General features: G+C 42.9%; 22 protein-coding genes and 1 pseudogene. 19 read left to right on the forward strand and 4 right to left on the reverse strand.

The window, feature by feature from the left end:
* Positions 1-700 precede the first annotated feature (700 nt).
* The 3 genes and pseudogenes from ONZ52_RS12135 to ONZ52_RS12145 form a co-directional block, all read left to right on the forward strand.
* Positions 701-1,291 (forward strand): annotated as a pseudogene (locus tag ONZ52_RS12135) (phage tail tape measure protein); the annotation flags it as partial.
* 16 nt (positions 1,292-1,307) lie between these two features.
* Positions 1,308-1,904, forward strand: a complete 597-nt coding sequence (locus ONZ52_RS12140; RefSeq protein ID WP_265218887.1) for a phage tail tape measure protein — start codon at positions 1,308-1,310, stop codon at positions 1,902-1,904.
* Between the two features lie 212 nt (positions 1,905-2,116).
* Positions 2,117-2,794, forward strand: coding sequence for a hypothetical protein (locus ONZ52_RS12145; protein WP_265218888.1), 678 nt, complete (start codon positions 2,117-2,119; stop codon positions 2,792-2,794).
* Between the two features lie 52 nt (positions 2,795-2,846).
* On the opposite strand, the gene ONZ52_RS12150 is transcribed toward ONZ52_RS12145, so the two are convergent.
* Both ONZ52_RS12150 and ONZ52_RS12155 read right to left on the reverse strand, forming a co-directional pair.
* Positions 2,847-4,454 (reverse strand): hypothetical protein, encoded by a 1,608-nt coding sequence (locus ONZ52_RS12150; RefSeq protein ID WP_265218889.1) that lies wholly within the window; start codon positions 4,452-4,454, stop codon positions 2,847-2,849.
* 6 nt (positions 4,455-4,460) lie between these two features.
* Complete coding sequence (locus ONZ52_RS12155) at positions 4,461-4,691, reverse strand: helix-turn-helix domain-containing protein (RefSeq protein WP_265218890.1); 231 nt, start codon at positions 4,689-4,691, stop codon at positions 4,461-4,463.
* Between the two features lie 89 nt (positions 4,692-4,780).
* On the opposite strand from ONZ52_RS12155, the gene ONZ52_RS12160 reads away from it, so the two are divergent.
* From ONZ52_RS12160 to ONZ52_RS12225, 14 genes are all read left to right on the forward strand, one after another.
* Entirely contained in the window at positions 4,781-5,881 is a 1,101-nt protein-coding gene (locus ONZ52_RS12160) for a DNA cytosine methyltransferase (protein ID WP_265218891.1), read from the forward strand.
* A 351-nt stretch (positions 5,882-6,232) separates the two neighbouring features.
* On the forward strand, positions 6,233-6,823 hold the full coding sequence (locus ONZ52_RS12165; protein ID WP_265218892.1) for a Rha family transcriptional regulator: 591 nt from the start codon (positions 6,233-6,235) through the stop codon (positions 6,821-6,823).
* A 106-nt stretch (positions 6,824-6,929) separates the two neighbouring features.
* Positions 6,930-7,505 carry a hypothetical protein gene (locus tag ONZ52_RS12170; RefSeq protein WP_265218893.1) on the forward strand — a complete coding sequence of 192 codons (576 nt, stop codon included), beginning with the start codon at positions 6,930-6,932 and terminating at the stop codon, positions 7,503-7,505.
* 165 nt (positions 7,506-7,670) lie between these two features.
* The gene (locus ONZ52_RS12175; protein WP_265218895.1) at positions 7,671-8,486 is read left to right on the forward strand and encodes a potassium channel family protein; all 816 of its coding nucleotides are present in this window, start codon (positions 7,671-7,673) and stop codon (positions 8,484-8,486) included.
* A gap of 98 nt (positions 8,487-8,584) precedes the next feature.
* Positions 8,585-8,977 (forward strand): phage tail protein, encoded by a 393-nt coding sequence (locus tag ONZ52_RS12180; protein ID WP_024022801.1) that lies wholly within the window; start codon positions 8,585-8,587, stop codon positions 8,975-8,977.
* Complete coding sequence (locus ONZ52_RS12185) at positions 8,961-9,170, forward strand: tail protein X (protein ID WP_137169409.1); 210 nt, start codon at positions 8,961-8,963, stop codon at positions 9,168-9,170. The genes ONZ52_RS12180 and ONZ52_RS12185 overlap by 17 nt, the downstream gene beginning before the upstream one ends.
* A 32-nt stretch (positions 9,171-9,202) precedes the next feature.
* Positions 9,203-10,177 (forward strand): contractile injection system protein, VgrG/Pvc8 family, encoded by a 975-nt coding sequence (locus ONZ52_RS12190; protein WP_265218901.1) that lies wholly within the window; start codon positions 9,203-9,205, stop codon positions 10,175-10,177.
* A 91-nt stretch (positions 10,178-10,268) separates the two neighbouring features.
* Entirely contained in the window at positions 10,269-11,042 is a 774-nt protein-coding gene (locus ONZ52_RS12195; protein WP_265218903.1) for a hypothetical protein, read from the forward strand.
* Positions 11,043-11,195: 153 nt separating this feature from the next.
* Complete coding sequence (locus ONZ52_RS12200; protein ID WP_265218904.1) at positions 11,196-11,348, forward strand: hypothetical protein; 153 nt, start codon at positions 11,196-11,198, stop codon at positions 11,346-11,348.
* A gap of 1,077 nt (positions 11,349-12,425) precedes the next feature.
* Positions 12,426-13,184: a hypothetical protein gene (locus ONZ52_RS12205; RefSeq protein WP_265218905.1), complete on the forward strand. Its 759-nt coding sequence runs from the start codon at positions 12,426-12,428 to the stop codon at positions 13,182-13,184.
* 410 nt (positions 13,185-13,594) lie between these two features.
* Positions 13,595-13,825 (forward strand): antA/AntB antirepressor family protein, encoded by a 231-nt coding sequence (locus tag ONZ52_RS12210; protein WP_265218906.1) that lies wholly within the window; start codon positions 13,595-13,597, stop codon positions 13,823-13,825.
* 23 nt (positions 13,826-13,848) lie between these two features.
* Positions 13,849-14,208, forward strand: coding sequence for a hypothetical protein (locus ONZ52_RS12215; protein WP_265218909.1), 360 nt, complete (start codon positions 13,849-13,851; stop codon positions 14,206-14,208).
* Between the two features lie 253 nt (positions 14,209-14,461).
* Positions 14,462-14,740, forward strand: a complete 279-nt coding sequence (locus ONZ52_RS12220) for a type II toxin-antitoxin system RelE/ParE family toxin (RefSeq protein WP_169459543.1) — start codon at positions 14,462-14,464, stop codon at positions 14,738-14,740.
* Positions 14,740-15,033 carry a HigA family addiction module antitoxin gene (locus ONZ52_RS12225; protein WP_265218910.1) on the forward strand — a complete coding sequence of 98 codons (294 nt, stop codon included), beginning with the start codon at positions 14,740-14,742 and terminating at the stop codon, positions 15,031-15,033. Before ONZ52_RS12220 ends, ONZ52_RS12225 begins: the two co-directional genes overlap by 1 nt.
* 52 nt (positions 15,034-15,085) lie before the next feature.
* Here ONZ52_RS12225 and ONZ52_RS12230 read toward each other — a convergent pair whose 3' ends face one another.
* Both ONZ52_RS12230 and hglS read right to left on the reverse strand, forming a co-directional pair.
* A complete protein-coding gene (locus ONZ52_RS12230) occupies positions 15,086-15,238 on the reverse strand; it encodes a hypothetical protein (RefSeq protein ID WP_265218912.1) in 153 nt (50 codons plus the stop codon).
* A gap of 692 nt (positions 15,239-15,930) precedes the next feature.
* Entirely contained in the window at positions 15,931-17,337 is a 1,407-nt protein-coding gene (gene hglS, locus ONZ52_RS12235) for a 2-oxoadipate dioxygenase/decarboxylase HglS (RefSeq protein ID WP_265218913.1), read from the reverse strand.
* Between the two features lie 442 nt (positions 17,338-17,779).
* Between hglS and ONZ52_RS12240 the strand changes: the two genes are divergently transcribed.
* Both ONZ52_RS12240 and ONZ52_RS12245 read left to right on the forward strand, forming a co-directional pair.
* A complete protein-coding gene (locus ONZ52_RS12240) occupies positions 17,780-18,688 on the forward strand; it encodes a Bug family tripartite tricarboxylate transporter substrate binding protein (protein WP_265218914.1) in 909 nt (302 codons plus the stop codon).
* Positions 18,689-18,841: 153 nt separating this feature from the next.
* Positions 18,842-19,333: a tripartite tricarboxylate transporter TctB family protein gene (locus ONZ52_RS12245; RefSeq protein WP_265218915.1), complete on the forward strand. Its 492-nt coding sequence runs from the start codon at positions 18,842-18,844 to the stop codon at positions 19,331-19,333.
* Positions 19,334-19,345: the final 12 nt, after the last annotated feature.

Genomic DNA, 19,345 nt, shown 5'->3' on the forward strand with positions numbered 1-19,345 from the left:
CGCCCTAAAAGCGGCTGAAGCCTACGGTGTGCAATCGCAACAAGTCAGTGACGCTAAGGCCAAAGTACAAGCACTCACCAAAGCCAAATCGGCCGCCACAAAGCAACACGCGGCGGAACTGGCAAACGCGCAAACACAAGCCTTAAAAGCCGCCAAAGCCTACGGTGCCGAGTCTAAGCAAGCCAAAGCCGCCACGGCCAAAGTACAAGAACTTACCAGCGCAAAAGCCATTGCCGCTAAGCAACATGCCACCGCACTGGCCAACGCCCAAAAGAACGCCCAAAAAGCGGCAGAAGCCTACGGTGCGCAATCGCAGCAAGTCAAAGCCGCCACCGCCAAGGTGCAAGAACTCACCAAAGCCAAAAAAGCCGCCGAACAAAGCTACAAAAAAGAAAAAGTTGCCGCCAAAAATGCCGAAATCGCATCGAACCAACTAAAAACGTCTTACAGCAAACAAGCCCGTGAACTAGGTGGCTTACGCAAAGACATGAGCGCCGCAGGCTTAAAAGTCAACTCACTCGGTGCCCAAGAACTCAAACTCGCGCGCCAAACCGACCAAGCCAGCCAAGCCCTAGACCGCCAGCAAGCCAAGCTAAAAAAGATCCAAACGCTAAAAGGGCGCATTGCCGATCGTAACGCCCAAAAAGGCGAACTCGTCGGGCAAGCGGTCGGCCTAGCCGTTAAAACCGCGCCACTCATCATGGCCGGTAAACGGGCCGTCGAATACGAAAGCACCTTTGCCGACGTCAAAAAGGTTGTCGACTTTTCCGACAAAAAGGAAGAAGCCCAATACCGCACCGACATGATGAAACTCGCTGGCCGCCTTGGCGTACAGCAAGAAGGCATTGCCGACATCGTCACCGCTGCAGGGCAATCGGGCATAGAAAAAGACCAGCTCTTACAGTTTGCCGAAGCCGCCACAAAAATGAGCGTCGCGTGGGACGTATCCGCAGAAGAAGCCGGTTCAACCCTCGCGACATTCCGTGCGGCCATGGGCTTAACACAAAAGAACGCCCTAGACCTGGCAGACAGCACCAACTACCTAAGCAACAACATGAACGCCAAGGCAAAGGACATTGCCGCCGTCATGGTACGCCAAGGCTCCACCGCCATGGGCGCAGGGCTTAGCTACAACCAAACCGCTGCACTGTCTGCCAGCCTCATCGCAGGCGGTGCCACGGAAGAGGTGGCCTCGACCGCGTTGAAAAACATCACCGGAAGGCTCACCGCAGGCTTTGCCGCCACAAAAAGCCAACAAAGCGCCATGGGGCGCATTGGCTTCGATGCGGAAGAGGCTCGCGGAACTGATGCAGCAAGACGCCCAAGGCACCCTTGTGGAAGTCATGCGCGGCCTACAAAACGTAGACGCCACAGACCGAGGCGCGGTGATATCGCAACTCTTTGGGGAAGAAGTAAAAGGCGCGGTCGCCAAACTCGTCACCACACTGGACGATGACAAAAACGGCCTTGTTTCCGCCTTTGCCAAAGTCGCCAACCAAGCCGACCGAGCCAACAGCGTCAACGACGAATACGCCAACCGCGCCGCCACTCGTGGCCATATGCTTGGTCAACTGAGCGCCAAATTCGACCGCATGACCATAGTGTTAGGCGATCGCCTTTTGCCCGTGCTCGATGCCGCCTTACCACCACTAATGACCGCCATTGATTACGTGGCTGATTTAGCAGAAAGCAGTCCAGAACTGGCCACAGGCTTAATGGGCGTTGCCGCGGCGATTGCTGTCGTAAAAGCCGGAGCTATCGCCTTCAAACTCGCCAAACTCACCCTTGGCAACGGGCGCGATCGCTTCAATCTTGGCAAAACCAAACTCACCAATTCCACCGACCAAACCACCCAAAGCGCCAACCGAGCATCACGCTCCTCGACCGACTCAACCGCAAACTAAACGGACTCGGAGCAGGCGCACGACAAAGCCCCACGTCTTACGGTGGCGAACGACTCAGCAAAGAGGAACGCAAACGACGCAAAAAAGACTACCTGCAAGGCCGCACAACACAACGCGCCACACCCACAAGACCATCCCGACTAAGCGGACGCTTTCGTCTTGGCAAATACGGTCGACTCGCTGGCTTACTCGGCAGCGGCGCGGCCTTGTCCATGTTCTCAGGGTCAGCCAATGCGGGTGGCTTATCTAACGTAGCCGACCTTGCCATGACAGGGGCAGACCTAGCGGGCGCCGCAGGGGGATTGTCTTCTATGCTTCCCATGGGCGGCATGGCGGGTGGTGTACTAAAAGGCGCAGGGAAACTATTCAGACCATTAGACATCGCCCTACAAGGCGCAGGCCTTGCCTCCGCCATATCCCAAGGCAACAGCACCGAAATAGGCGCCACCGCAGGCGACATGGCAGGGGGCTTGGGTGGCGCGGCGGCGGGCGGCTTAGCCGGTGCCGCCATTGGTTCCGTCGTGCCCATAATCGGCACCGCCATTGGGGGAATCGTCGGCTCCATCGCAGGCGGCATGGGCGGTGGCTCTTTGGGCGAATGGATCGGCGGCAAAATTGGGGGATGGTTTGAAGACGACAAAACCGACCAACCCGCACCCGACGCCATCGCAAAGCAAAGCCAACAGCTACAAAACAACAACAAAAGCATGACCTTCGCGCCAACCATCCACCTAACACCGACAGGCAATCCAAGCTATGATCAACAAGTCAGCGACCAAGTGATAGAGAGACTCAAGGCCGAATTTGCACAGGGCATGATGGGCAACATGGACGTCGCCACAAGGGCAGATGGGAGCTTGACGGATAAGAGGGGAGTTAGGCGTAGGTGAAAAATATGATTCACTTACGCCTAAGTTTATCTCTTTTAAAAATGATTAAACATCATACCAGTAAATCTAGGAGTGTTTGCCTTACATAGGATGGCGTATTGTTTCTTGAAAGAGGTGCCAATAAGTGTCTATCTATTACTTCATTTATTGGCGTTTGTGTCGTCTGAGCAATCAAGTCATTATATGAAATAAAGGTAATGTTGAATGTTACTCCATCAATATTGATTTCTGCAGGAGGCTGTACATTGAACCTATGCGCCACAAAAATAATATTTACGTGCCAATCTGAAGCATTAGAAAAAGTCTTCCACTCATCTATTCTCGGCTGTGCAGACTTAGGTAGTGTTCTTAAATGTTCGTTCAGGTAGGTTTGGGTTAGCTCTCCACCATGAGCCTCATAAGCAACAGCTCTTCTATTTGCAATATGTTGAAAGTCGCAATCACCTAGTTTCTTTTTACTCAAATTAGAGGCATTTACAGAGTCACCGATGCCTCTTCCAACCCATCCATCACGTCCTAAATGCATTATCCCAGCTAAAGAGTCAACCAAGCGTTGTTCAATTATGCCTCTAGTTGATGTGTTTTCTCTCGCTATATTGTTGATAAGTGGAGAGTACAAATTGGCATCAAGGGTGTTAGGTAGGGGAGTATCAAGTGGTTCAGCAGTAACCATAAATTTATGAATAAAACATCTTATCCATAATGCTAATTCTTGTCTTGCTGCATAGCCCATCTCATCCAGTCCATCCAATATAGAGAATAGGGCTGAGGCGCCAGGGAACTCGTTATTTTTTTTGGCGGCTGCCCATGGAAAATTAATTTGCCCCACAGACTTTGCATTGTTAAGAAAAGGATTTCCTGCTTTTAGCATTGCGCTGGGGTAAGAGCTGAATAATCGTGCAGCGGCTTGCCCTCTTGGAGAAAACTCATAAAAGTCTTTCACGTTATGATCGTAGTATTCTAAAATTGAACATTGGTAGTGTAGAATTTGAACGTAAGGAGTAAATTTATCTAACTCTTCTTCAGTAAGTAAAGAAGACATGTATTCATTTAACTCACCTTTGAAGCCTAGATTATAAGCTACTCTACTTATAGTGATTGCACATTCATCTAATGTCGCATCACCAAAAAACTCAGAAATTAAGCTTTTATCGGTCTCAAAAAGATCGGTGATATTTGCAGTTGTTATTGATGGTGCCATCTTCATTTTTTTCAGAATGGCTTCAACAGAGCGACGTCCAAAGCCTGCTGATGGGTTCATTGCATCTAGGATTTTTGAGATTTGAGCACAGGACATCTTCTCTTCATCAGCAAGCCTAGTTATAAGTAGTAAATGACTTAAAAAGGACCTTGCTAACTTCGATGGTACAAGTTGATTGCTTACTAATTCTGTATGAGCATTAAAATAACTTTCACTTATTTTAGTAGCGTAATCTTGATTTCCATTTTCTAGTAAATTGTTTATTAATTCTTTTAATTGGATCGATGCGTTGCCTGTTTCATCCCAACTATTAACTTGACCATCTAGCCATACTGTATGATCATCGCTTGATGTTCCTGCAACTTGATTGAAGTATTGAGTCATCGTTTCAATGCAGTTTTGCTCTAATCTTAGATCGATAGGTAGTAATAATGTTCTTAGTAGACGTCTATATATCATTTTTGATTAATCCTCTTCCTTAAAGAGCAGCTCAGGTGAAACCTCAAGTGCTATGGCTAGTTTGTAGATGTTCTCAAGTCCAATGTTCCTGAGTCCTCTTTCACACCCACTGACATATGTCCGGTCTAAGCCAGCAGTTAACGCAAGACTTTCTTGTGAAACTCCCTTTTCTTGGCGGAGTTTTTTAAGACGCTTGCCGAATAGAATTTTATGGTTACATTTGATATTTTCACTCATGTGATGCATCATATGTTTGTGTTGACTATGAGACTACGGACTATGAGTCACATGTCTGGAAAGTCTATTTAATAAACTGAGGGTGTTAAGTGAGAGAAGTGTATTCAGCAGTTTCTTTATTTAGTGGCGCTGGTGGTATGGATGTTGGGTTTGCTAATGCTGGATTTGATGTTGTGTTTGCAAATGATATTAATAAAGCCGCTTGTGACACGTACAACCTGAATCACAGTATAACAAGCCTTTGCGGAGACCTTCGTGATTATAAAGATCACTTGTCTAAGTTTAGAAATGTGGATTTAGTCTTTGGTGGCCCACCATGCCAAGGTTTTTCTGTTGCTGGAAAAATGAACCCAGAGGATGAAAGAAGCCAGCTAATCTGGAGTTTTTTTGATAAAATACAACTTCTAAAACCAAGAGCTTTCGTTTGTGAAAATGTTAAAGCTTTGGCCGTTAACAAACGATGGAGTTTGGTTCGCGATGGTTTGATCGAGAAGTCTAATTCATTAGGTTATATAACAGCACTTATAGTATTAAATGCCTCTGACTATGGCGTTTCTCAAGCTCGTGAGCGTATGTTTCTCGTAGGTGTTGAGAAAGGAAAGGCAAAAGTGTCTTCATTAGAGTTTCAAGCTGCATTGATGGCTTCTCTTGATCTAAAAAAAGAATCTCCTATTGTTGTTTCAGACCTTATCAGAAGTTTGGGACCAGCTGGAAGTTTAAATAATAGCAGAACGTGCTCTGCTATTATTACATACGCTAAAAATCCAGTTCTAAGGAAGAGTCCTTATGCTGGAATGCTTTTTAATGGTGCAGGTAGACCAATAAATCCTAATGGAGTTGCTTTGACTTTAGCTGCATCTATGGGAGGAAATAAAACCCCTATTATTGATGAAGCTGAAATATTTAATGGTGAACCAAGTTATGTAGTTAATTATCATGGGCAGCTGCTAAAAGGCTTAGCTCCAAGAACAGGTATTGCTCCATCTAGATTGCGAAGAATTACCGTTGATGAAGCGCTAGCTATACAATCATTTCCACATGACTATAAAATGGCAGGAAGCCAGAGTGCCATGTACAGACAGATAGGTAATGCAGTGCCATGTCGTCTTGCCGAAGTAGTGGCTAAAACTGTTAGCGATGTATTAAGTGTTGGACTAAAGGGTTTTATAGGTAAAAAATTAGTCGCTTAATTTTGTGTTTTAATTTTATATATTTGTAATAACTTCATTAATTTCCAGTTATTTATACTCAGAAATCATGTCAATCTGATGTCTAACATTGACCCCACTCCAATCTTGATCTAACATTCTCCTTGCACTGGCAAAATCCAGTGCCGGGATTAGTACCCCGTTTACACAGCGGCCTAAAACACGCAGAGCGTGTTTTTTTGTGGCCGAGATTTGCCTGTTATGGTGGGTCTTTGTTGGGCTAGCTTCGGCTAGGCCGTTCCTGTGGCGGTAGTACTAACCTGATTTAGATCCACCACCTTACTGAGATTAGTACCTCACAAGGTGGTCAACTTCATACACAGGAGGCCAAACATGGCTACGGACATTATCTCAAGCATCGACGCACCCGTTGTACAAATCACCAACGATCAAATTACCACCACTTCAACTGATCTCGCCAAATTCTTTGGCAAACATCACAGAAACGTTTTACGCAAAATAGAAAGCCTTGAATGCAGTGCGGAATTTAGCGCGCTCAATTTTGAGCTGGCTGAATACAAAGATGAACAAGACAAGACTCGGCCTATGTATCGCATCACCCGCGACGGCTTCGTCTTCTTGGGCATGGGCTTCACCGGCACCAAAGCCGCCCAGTTCAAAGAAGCCTACATCAACGCCTTCAACCAAATGGAAAAACAGCTCAACGAGCAAAAACACCTTCCCGCCACCACAGACAACCTAGCCATAGCGGAAACCGACAAGTATCAACTGCTCAACAACATCGTCAAATCCATGCAGATACAAAGCGACCCCGTCGTCGTTCCATCAAAAGAACTCATCGACCTAATCCAAGCCGTCCGCATGTACCAACAGCAAATAGCACGACTACAAACACCAGACTGGGTAAACGACAACATCACCCGCGTCAAAGACTACGCCCAACGTAGCTTTGTAGACTTCTAAGCCGCAAGCAACTAAAGCTCACTAAGTTGGCTTTAGTTGTTGTTTTTATTGGGGTAAAGGGATAAGTTGAAAACAATTAACTTTTTTGATTAAGGACATGTTTTAAATGAGTTATGGCATTAGATCAAAAGATTACCTATTTCGTGCTAATCAGCTTTTAGCTGAAAATACTATTCCTTCTCTTTTCTATGCTGCATTTGAGATTCGTTGTGGTATAGAAATGCGTATGAGCGAATATTTAGAAGCTCAAACTCATATATCTGAAAAAAAGAAGAGTGGCTGGCAAGTAGCAAAACTAGCCAAAAATTTAGAGCAAGCTTTTAGGCTTGGTGAAAAAACTGCGGTAATTGAAATTATAGATCCAAACTCAAATGAACTGATTTTGAAAACTATATATACACCAGTAAGAAAAAAAGGGAGAGACGTAGCGCAAAAGCTTGGTGATTATCTGCATAAAGCAAAAAAATATCATCCTGATGATGATCAATATTGGAGTGAATTTAGGCGTTTGTTGAATGATGGTATTGCTGAATTAGAGTTTTCTAATTCAGGAGATCTACTAGGACCGCCAATACAAAAACTAAAAACTAATCAATATTCTATGTCTATGGAGGGTGGAGAAGAGATTCTTGAGTTATTAAATGGTGCGAGTGAGATACTTATGTCCGTACATTATGAGTAGACAACTAAAGCCCCAGTGTGGGCTTTAGTTGTTTTTTAGACTGGTAGGAAACGATAAAGTCTTTTAGTATCAAGGAATAGGAATTTACAAAGCTGAGATAACGCTTTGTGGGTAATTTTGTAAGCGCACTATCAAACTTTTAGCTTTCAAGGATGTACTACAATAATGATTTATGTTTTTCTTTTAGGTTTTATGAGTCCAACATTGTTTTTGGCAGCTTTTCTCAAGAAAGGATCAAATAAAAATAAAGTTATTAGAAGCTTTAATTGGCTTTACTTTGGTATATCAATAGCATCTTTTTTGATTATGCTGATATTTATGATCATTTACAGTGTGGAAGAAGCTAATAAAATAAGCACTTTATACCCTTTATTTGTCTGGTTATGGATGGTTTTTCTACTATCAAGGTGTTTTGAGATATTTTATGCTTTTCTGAGAGATGCTCTTGATAAAATCACAGGCAAAAGTTCTGTCGGGCGTGTAAATTTTCCAACTATCACCAAGTATTATATACTCTGGATAAAATTATCCTCTGATAAGGGTGAAGTAAGTAAGTTAGATTCCTTCCTCCGGTATTTATTAAATTTGAAAATTAGATTTTTGAGTTGGTTACCGTTCAAGGATAAAGTAAATGGAGCTGATCTTCGAAATCATGATCGGTTAATTCTTTCATTTCGAAGTTACTTTGAATTGATTTTGAATTTCGCTTTGATTTATAGTTTACTGCCAGCAGATAATTGGTCTGGTGAGAAAATTTTAAATATCATTCAAGCTACATACTTTAGTGGAGTCACAATTACAACTTTAGGGTATGGTGACATATATCCAAAGCAATGGTTCTCACAATTTTTGTCAATTTTTGAGGTGCTTTGTGGGTTCACTTTGATAGTTGTATGTTTAGCTATATATCTGAAAGACGATCCAGATCAGCAAAAAAAGGATTCATTAACGAGTCTGGAGCCAGATAAAAATCAACCCTGAACCTTTTTAAATAACCAAACCCAAACCCAAACACCCCAAGCCCACCCTTCGATGGGCTTTTTCGTTTCTGTTCTTCCATTTTTATCTAAGGAGTAATCATGCGTCAGATGATGTCGCTCGGTGGTTTTGTGTTTTCGCTGAGCGAAGGCACGCCATACGAGGGTTTGCAGCGCACTAGCGACGGCGGTTGGGTCGCGGTGGCGCGTTACGGTCAAAAGCCCATGAGCCAAAACACGGGCCAACAATTGGAAAACATCACGGTCACAGGCACGTGGTTTCAAGGCGATGGCATGGCGAATCTCAACGCCTTACGCGCCTTACAAAACCAGCGAGCGCCGTTGGTGCTGGCCGATGGCTACGGCAATAACTTAGGCCAGTGGACCATCAAACGCTTGCAAGAGAAGCAAGACAAGATAATCGACGACGGCACCGCCTTCGTCCTCGCTTTCACCCTAGAGCTAGAAGAGTACGCCAATGACAACCATCCGTAGCCGCGACGGCGACACCATTTCCAACATTCTGTGGATCGCCCTAAAACGCAACGACGACCAAGCGGAAGAAGCCTTGTTTGAACTCAACCCCGGCTTAGAAGCCTACGGGCCAGTGCTTCCCGCTGGCGTTGTTATTGAAATCCCCACCTTGCCAAACAAAGCAGCCGAGACGGTAACCAACATATGGGACTAGACAAACCATCCAACTACTTGCCAAGAGTCCGCGTGAGCGGAGCAGGCGAGCGCATCATCAACAACCGCTTGACCTCGTGGGAGCGCATCGACGCCGCAGGCACCCAAAGCGACCAACTCACCTTGCATATCGATACCACAGGGCAAACAGGCTTGCCGAAAGAGGGCGCGGTGCTCACGTGGCTAGAAGGCTACGGTGATAATCTGATCGATAAAGGCCAGTTCAAAATCACCCGTATCGTGCCGAAACTGTTTCCGCCCAGCGTGACGATCGTGGCCACCGCCGCGCCGTTTCAGGTGGAAGATAAGACGGGCTTTAAAGAGCGTCGCACACGCACCTTCGAAAACGTCAGCCTTGCCGACCTGTTCCGCCAAGTCGTCACGCCCCACGGATTCAGCCCACGGGTGGCCAAAGAGTTTGAAAGCGTCGTCCTCGAGCACATGGACCAAACCGACGAAACCGACAGCGCCTTTTTAACCCGCATCGCACGGGAACGGGACGCCATCGCCAAACCCGTCAACGACCTGTACGTGCTCGCCAAACGCGGCCAAGTAAACACCATCACAGGGCAAGCCATCCCGCCCGTTGTCGTCGGCGTACCGAGCCAGAACAAACCGAGCGAAGGCCAATTCATCAACTGCCAACTCGACCGACCCAGCCGCAGCGCCATCACCGGCGTTAAAGCCAACTGGACAAACAACAACACAGGGGAAGAACACACCGTACACGTCGGCACCGCACCTTATAAGAAACTCCGCCAAAGCTACGACAACCCAACCACCGCCCAACAAGCCTGCCAAGACGACCTCATCAAAAGCCAACGGCAAGGCACCAGCGTTACACTCGACTTACCAGGCAACCCCAAACTCGTCGCAGAAGGCATCCTCACCCTAAACGACACCTTCCCACCCGAAATGAAAGGCAACTGGAGCATAGACAAAGTCACCGCACGAGGCGACAGCAAAGCAGGGTACAGGTGTACCGTGGTGGCGAGTGAGGTGGTTTAGCGGTAAGTCTTAGTGGTTTTTTTCTTTGGTTTTATCCTAAAAGGTGTTAATTTCTCTTATATTCTCATATGTTTTAATAAGGATGTGGTAAATGTTTAGAAAAGTTTTAAATGATATTTATAATGCGAAAAATTTAGATTCATATATTCTTTTTATTACTGTCATTGTTTATGCTTTTTTTAAAGTAATCGATTTTTTCGAATTTATTGATATCGACATTGATTTTTCTAAATACGATTCAAATTTGATTCTTTCTTTGTTTGGTGTTATGGCTATATCTACTCTTAAAACACGACGGGCTGATGAAAAAATTCTAGATAGAATTAATTGCAATGATGAAATTTTTGTTCATTCATTTTCCCCGTATTTTAGAGAGAATATTAAAAAATCTGATAAAATACGAATAGTCTCAGTGACGTTAGATTTAATTAATCTTGATGAATTTGAATCGATCTTCAATGATAAACTCAAACTTGGTCATAAAATTGAGGTTTTACTTGTAAATCCTTTTAATGAATCCGCTTTGGATATGGCGTCAAAGAGAGCAAGGTGGGAGTCACAGGAAGCTCTTAAAAATCGAATTATAAGTAATCTTGATATATTGTCTGCAATTAACGAAGAAAATGAAGTTAAAATTTCCATAAAAGTGGTTGATTTTCCATTGTCATATTCTGCAATACTTGTTGAGCCTTCAAAGAGAAAAATTTCTAATTTAATATATATGGCTCATTATCCATACAAAACTGAAAAAGTAAGAGAACCAAAGCATACTCTACAAGAAGGATTTGATTCTTATTTTAATCTTTTTAACGAAGAGCTGAATAATCTTTGGGAGTCAGGAATGATATGGGAGGGTGCTAAGTAATAATTTTTGAGAGTTTGAGATTGATGAAAAATAACACTGAATCTTCATTGATCTCAAATAACTACGCTAACCCAACAAGCCTGCCAAGACGACTTCATCAAAAGCCAACGCCAAGGATCCAGCGTCACCCTAGACACACTTATTGGAAGGTACGTGCAACCTAAACTCGTCGCAGAAGGCATCCTCACCCTAAACGACACCTTCCCACCCGAAATGAAAGGCAACTGGTGCATAGACAAAGTCACCGCACGAGGCGACAGCAAAGCAGGGTATCGGTGTTCTGTGGTGGCTAGTGAGGTGGTATGAGTTGAGCGCTCTGTATTTAATTAGAGCGCTCAGGTTTGAGTGGGGTTGGGACTAAATCATTACAGAGCGAGATCGAGATCTAATTCGAGTTAGCATGTCCTCGATGTTATTTGATGTGTAGGCAAATGTTAGACCCATAATGAATATATAGACAGAAAGTTTAATATATTGAACGCTGATATTTTCATTGAGAAGGAAAAAAGGAGAAAATATAAAAACTAAAGCAGTAGTTTTAAATATATTAAGGGAAATTGTCGTGCACATTTCAGGTATTTTCAAAAAATCAGATGTCAAGAAAATATTCTTTTTCTCTGGTGATATTCTCCACTCACAATATAATAGTAATAATCCGTAAATAAACATTCCTGAGAACATTGTATATAAAAATCTCTCGCTATATGATAATAAATTTTTTATATCCTGTAGGAAGTCCGAATAACTTAGAATGTAGTAGAGCACAAAGTTTGAAAAGAGCGTCAGCCGATTTTTTGATAGGAAATCCATTAAAAAAATTTTCATTATTTCACTCCAGAGTGTTAGACCAATTTTAGTATACAAATGATACTAGCCGATTTTGATAGGAGGTTTCATGCGTTTAACAGGAAAAAATGGGGGTTAAGTGGATGTTAAGTAAAAAAACAACAGAATTTGGGGGCTGATGAAAAATAACCCTTAAACTTCATCGACCCCAAAAACTACGCCAAAGCTACGACAACCCAACAGGCCTGCCAAGACAACCTCATCAAAAGCCAACGCCAAGGCACCAGCGTCACACTCGACTTACCAGGCAACCCCAAACTCGTCGCAGAAGGCATCCTCACCCTAAACGACACCTTCCCACCCGAAATGAAAGGCAACTGGAGCATAGACAAAGTCACCGCACGAGGCGACAGCAAAGCAGGGTATCGGTGTACCGTGGTGGCTAGTGAGGTTGTTTGAGGTGGTACTTGGAAAATGTGTGCGCTTTGTACTGGTAGTAAATAAGAAAGTCTTTTAGTATCAAGGGATAAGGATCAACAATGCGGAAGTAAAGCGTATGCGCACTATTATAATACCATGTGTTTTTTTGGAGGTTGAGTGGAAATATTTGATGCTTTGTTGCAGTGGTTAAATATTAATTGGCGGGCAGTGATAGCCACTATAAGTCTAATTTTATCTGGGTACTTTGCTTATCAGAAAATAGGAAACAAAATTGGCTTAACATATCAAGTCACCATTGGTGGCTATTCCGACGAGCAAATTAGTAACTTAGTTATATCTAATAGAAAAGACAAGACAATATCTATTTGGTCAATTTATGCCGTTTTAGAAAACGACATAAAGTTTGAAGTATATAAACCTGTAGCACCCCTAATCTTGAAGTCTGGAGAGTCTGTCAGTGTTTCACCTGAAAAATACTCATATCTACACCTAGACGGCGATAGGTTTCTCCCTAAATTCTTATTCGGGAGAATTGATTTCTATGCAAACCTTGGTAATAAGATGGTTAAGTGTATAGACGAGAAAATCTCGGATAAACGAAATAGCTTATATCGAGTTGCTACTAAGTCCAAGGTTTCTCTTGATGGACATCTATATAATGAAAACGTACGTTTTGTCTTAATCTACTTCTTTGAAGGTGAGAAACAATTTGCTTTCTTCGAGACTAACGGTTTTATTGGCCATGAATGGGGGAAAACCCCAAATCATATGGGTGTAGATAACTATGATGCTAATAGCATCAAAGTAATGTTGGAGCATTACGGTTACGACCAAATGTTTTCTAATTATGTATGTCTTGAGAACTGTGGTCCTAAAGATGGCTTTAAAGTAGTATTCCGAAAAAGAAATACATAACAAGCTAGTTCATTTGACGCAGTTAAACGGTGCGGTCGCAGTTTAGAGTTTTCCACACATTTTATTTTCCATCGCTCTGCGCAATTGGCTGGAGCGTTAATTCTTCCCATTCCTCAAATAACTCATGTTTTGTTTTCTCCATTGACCCCACCTCAATCTTGATCTAGTATTTCTCTTGCACTGGCAAAATCCAGTGTCGGGATTAGCACCTCGTTTGAACCGAAGCGGCCTAAAACACGCACCGCGTGTTTTTTGTGGCTGGAGTCCGCCTGTTATGGTGGGTCTTTGTTGGGCAACCCTCGGGTTGGCCGTTCCTTCGGGCGGTAGTGCTAACCTGATTTAGACCCACCACCTTAATAGGATTAGCACCTTAATAGGGTGGTCAATACATTGACCGAAGGAGGCCATAGATGGCTACTCAACTTATTACACTTCACACTCGCTCTATCAACGAGCAAACCCTCGATACCGTAAACGCCCGTGAACTTCATGCTTTCCTAGAAGTAGGCCGCGACTTTTCCAATTGGATAAAAGCTCGTATTAACCGATATGGTTTTATTGAAGGTGAAGACTTTATGTGCGTTGAAAATTTGAGCCTCGCCAAAACGGGCGAGACTCAAAATCTAGGACGCAAAAAGTAATCGAATATTTCGTCACCCTAGACATGGCAAAAGAACTGGCCATGGTCGAACGCAACGACAAGGGCAAACAAGCCCGCCGCTACTTCATCGACTGCGAAAAACAACTCCACGAGCAAAAACAACTTCCCGCCACCATGCCCAACACGGCCCCCCTCAATACCAGCTTCCAAGAAACAGAAAAGTACCAAGTCCTCAATGACATGATCAAATCCCTGAAACTGGAAAGTGACCCTGTGGTTATCCCTTCAAAAGAGATTGTAGACATGGTTCATGCCATCCGCATGTATCAAACCCAAATCGCCCAACTCCGCACACCAGACTGGGTAAACGACAACATCACCCGCGTCAAAGACCTCGCCAAACGCAACTTCACAGATTTCTAATTGATAGATCGTTTTTAAGTGGTTGAATTATCATCTCCTCATTTTTGAGGGGGCGGTAATAGTCATTAAAGTGCCATAAGCTCAATTTTGAGCCTATGGCACTTTAGTAAACGTCACCACAATATTTTACGCAAGATAGAAAACCTTGATGCAGCGCGAATTCCATGCCCTCAATTTTGAGGTGATGGCGCATTAAGCCCACAAAGGTGGGCTTTGTATTGATTGTTGATGCGCACCACGCTACACTTCTTTTATGATCAAAACATTCAAACACAAAGGCCTTAAGAAATACTTCGAAACAGGAAGCGTTTCCGGTATTCAAGCAAAGCATCAGCGTAAAATACGTATGCAACTTGCTGCCATTGATACTGCCCATGAGATTGATGATATCAATTTACCTGGCTTCAACTTGCACCCTTTGAAGGGCAATCGAGATGGTATTTGGTCTATTACCGTGAACGGGAATTGGCGTATTACTTTCGAATTTATTGATGGTAATGCTTACATTCTCAACTATGAGGATTATCACTAATGAATATGCACAACCCTCCGCACCCAGGCGAATTTATTTACGATGTTTATCTTGAGCCAGCGGGTTTGAGTTGCCGCTTTTTGGCTAAGCAATTGGATGTCGCCTCGTCCACGTTAAATCGTGTCCTGAAAGGGCAGAGCGCGGTGTCGCCTGAAATGGCATTGCGTTTGTCTAAAGCGCTTGGTAGAACACCAGAAAGCTGGCTGGCCATGCAAGATGCCTACGACCTTTGGCAAGCCAAACAGCATCTAAATTTAGCGAATGTTCATCCTGTTAACTTTGCAGTGGCCTAGACCATTAATTCAGATCAAGTTTTTTGACTGGCCTAATGGTCTACCACCTAATCTAAATATCGCCTTTCTCTAGTACCGCTTTCAGCTCATCTTGAAGCTGCTCTAAATACTCGGCAATAACGTGCTGATTGGCCTCTGGTATCGCTGAGATATCAGCAAGGGAAATGCATTCTAGATCGGTGAGAAGTTGTTGTAAGTGTTCCATTTGAGAAAGTCCTTTTCTTTAATGTGGTTAATCTGATCGATTATAGTGACATAGACACTCAGGTGAATCAATCCGAAAAACCATGGCAAAGCCACTCAAAAAAAGATGCGTTATTCGCATTAAAAAGCTAAAATTTGATTTCCTTAAAGCTTGTAAGTTATTGATTTATATAGAAGTGAATCGATTGGAAAAACATTTATTTCACGTAATTATTTTGTTTTAAATCATATGGTTAGGCGTGCAATATATGGACTTTGACATGGTAGAGGTCAGCAGTTCGAATCTGCTTAGTCCTACCACCTAATTAAGTAATAAAATCAAGGGCTTACGTTAATTCGTAAGCCCTTTTTTTGTGTCTGTTTATCCTTACTTTATCCATTTCTTATCCTTTGTTATCCGTTTTTTGGTAGTGTTTTGCGGCTTTTGGGTGTGTTTTGTGTGCTTGAAAAGTTGTCGTTATTGCTGTCATTTTCGTGCAGGCATAAAAAAAGAGAGCGGTTAGCTCTCTTCTTCGTCTATTAGTACTAAATTGCAATTAGTTTAGAAGATACTTTTTAGTCAGATTTTCTAGCCGGTTTTTAGCACTAATTAGGATATATATATCATTTGGTCAGTTCTGTAGCTATATTAGGGAGGACTGTTTGCAATGTTCATGAATGCATTGCAAACAGATAGTTTGAGTTTATTTGAGACTAAGCCTTAAGCTCTGTAATATTGAGTGTTTGACCACATTTGATTATTGATCGCTTTTGCGTATTAGCGTAAAGAGCTAGCTCGTTAAGTACTTCTGCTCCAAGAAAATTTTGAAATTCTGTCTGATTGGATGAAATTTTGTAGTCTGTTTGAGCGTTATCTCCGAGATTTGACTGGAAGATTCCGGCAGCACTAACTGGTAAGAAGTCTTCATATACTAACGGTTCATACTCGATGTAGCCGGCATCAATTAAGTCCTTTAAGTTAGTTGGAAAAGTCGTATTGTTTAATGCTTCATAGCATTTATCCGTTACAAAATAGCGGAAGTAGGCGAGGTTCTGATCGTGCATTTCCTTAAGATTATCGGGAAACTGAGAGAAGTGTTTTTCTAGTATTTCTGTGTAGCGTTGTGCGTTTTCCTCATTAGGAAACTCTTTTAATTCAGACCGACTAGCATTCAGCAATTCATCATATAGCATTCTTCCCTTTGGAGTTAAAGCCGCACCACGTTGTTCAATCTCACCGAAACGTGCAGTGTGGCTGCCAGCTTCACTGTCTTGATCGCTGAACGCTACTTTTTCTTGTAAGGCTTTGAAGCTAGTTTGGCGTAGTAAAATAGGGCAATTACGACGTGGTGGGCCTTCAACAACAGCTTTCGGCGTAATGCTTCGAGTTGGCATTTGAGTTTGAACTTGGTCGATATCTAGTGTGCGGGGAGTCAGGTGGTTGATGTGAGGTCCCTTGAAGGCAACCACATCCGCAATTAATCTGTGCTGATCATGCAGTTTTATATATTCATCACTTGTGACGGTTGCGGTCTTGTGCCAGCGAAACGTTTCTAACGCTTCATTAATGAAAGTCTCAGAATCAACTTGGCTCAGTCCACCATTGAGTTCACACTGCTCGATTAGTTCTAATACTCTCGGAGTGAATATTTGTCGTTTAGCCAAAGTGTTTGCTGCGAATTTTTGTGTCTCTGCGTTATCTATCAATTCGAGTCTAAGTAACGATGTGAACACTCGAAAAGGACTGATTTGTAAGTCTTCCTCATGAACTGCGCGAAACGCTGTGGAGTGCACAGGTACACCCGCAGGTGTTAAATCGTAGTATCCAACTGGTTCCATTCCCATGACAGCAAAAAGACGACGAATCGTTGAAAGCTCAGATGGCGTGCCTACACGAATAGCACCATGACGTTCCATGGATAGGCGTTTCAACTCGCCTGTTCGTTCTAAATGAGCTTTAATATTTGGTGATTTTTCTAGTACTTCTTGATTGATGTCCTCCACCAAAGAGAGTAGGTCACCATAAAGAGGTACTTCTTCTCGATACATATCAGACATGTGCTTAGAAAACTGTGCACGGATTTCAGATGGGTTAACAAAACTCTCATTTTTTGGCTGCATGGTTAAAAACCTTTTGGAATTATGTAACTGGATTTTTTAATCTGCGGACGAGTACGCTCATTTAAACCTTTAACACGAATCAGTTTGATTTAGGTCAGCTTAAAACATAAAGCGATTTATATGCATAACATCATTCCAAATTTGAATGGAAGGCTTAGAGTTCAAAATTTTTTATTACGATAAGGGCATTGATCCTGAAGTTGTTTAAGTTTGGATAAGAGACTTTTTTGGTGAGATTTTTGTTTTTATTGATTTTTTTAATTTTTCTAAATGTATTTTTTTAGATGAGAGTAACGCATATAAAAATTATGCATTCATAAAACGAATGAAAGGTGTTCATATTTTGATGTTGTCTTGTGCTTTTCTTTTTAAGAGTATGTGTATGCGTATTGAACATACAAATAAAAACCCAAAGCCGAAATAAAAATAAAAGAGGCAAGAAATGAAGATTAAAAATGCAGTTATCGCGATTTCCCTTGTTACTTCAAGTGTTGTGATGGGGTTGGGGGCAAGTTCTGTTTATGCTGATTGGCCAACCAAGGACATCCACTTAGTAGTGCCGTATTCTGCGGGCGGCAATACGGATGTACTGTCGCGTCAGGTGGCGGATTTACTGCAAAAAGAACTGGACGTAAACATCATAGTAGAGAACCGACCAGGTGCCGGTTCAACAGTAGCGACGGGGCGACTTGCTCGTGGTGGTCGCGATGCTGATCACACTATTTTGATGGCATCCCCTGGGCATGTAATTGGAGCCTCCATCTATCCTAACCTTCCTTATGACGCTGTAAACGATTTTAAATTTATAGAAAAACTGCTTGATGCTCCAAATATTATGGTTGTGCCTTCTAGTAGTCCGTACAACACCGTTGCTGAATTTATTACAGCGGCTAAATCTAAGCCTATGACCTTCAGTCATCCAGGCGTTGGCAGTTCCATACATATGTCTGGGGAGTTATTTAAAACACTGACTAAAACAAAACTCACTGCTGTTCCATTCCCTGGCAGTGGTGCAGCACTTCCTGCTCTTTTAAGTGGTGATGTTGATGTTTCATTTGAAAACGCTTCTACCGTTCTTCCTCATATTCAGTCTGGTGGATTAAAAGCTCTTGCTGTCACTACAAAAAATCGTTTCAAGGCATTACCTAATGTGCCAACGGTTATAGAAACTGAAGGTTACGATTTAGGTGGATTTGTGACAACGGTGTGGAATGGCGTAATTGCGGGAAATAACTTCCCGGATGAAGGCGTTGAGGTATTGCAAGCGGCATTGCAGCGCGTGAAAGAAAGAAAAGAGTTTACTGAATTCATCGACAAAATGGGCGCTGAGACGAGGCTCTATTTCTGGTGAGGAGTTTAAGTCGTTCATCGCCTCAGAAGTTGAACGTTGGAAAATGGTTGCTGAAGAAGCTGGTGTTCGTCAGAACTAATATGGCTACCGAGCGAGAGAGGTAGGTTTTTTCTTACCTCTCTAAATATTAATAAGCTTAATAAGGTACCTAAAATGTTCAAAGGTTTTAAGCAATCATCTGCTGATATTTCGACAGTCTTGGTTGGCAGTGTGATGCTGGCCTTCGCTTGTCTGTTACTGTTTTATCTTGTCCCTCAATATGTGACTGAGCCGGCCATGGTTCAGAATCCTATGATGTCTCCAAGCTGGCTACCTCGTTATATGGGGTGGTTGATTTTTCTAATAGCGATTTTGCTCATTATCCAAGGTTTATTCCGTAATGATAAAGACAATAAGGAATCCGCTGGTTCTGAACGAGGCCCCGTTTTACGGTTTTTGTTAATGGCTCTGGCGTTGGTAGTCTATTTGTCTTTTTTTGAGTTAATTGGCGCCATATTTAGTGGCGTCCTAGCTACTCTTATACTTTTTGCTGCTCACCCAATTCGAAAAAAATGGGTATACAGCCTCGCATTTATTATTCCTGTTGTTATCACTTTATTGTTTACCAAGGTTCTAGGTGTGCCATTACCTGTAATGCCTTATTAAATAAGATTCTTG

It is taken from the genome of Marinomonas rhodophyticola, from assembly GCF_026113935.1.
Lineage (GTDB): Bacteria > Pseudomonadota > Gammaproteobacteria > Pseudomonadales > Marinomonadaceae > Marinomonas > Marinomonas rhodophyticola.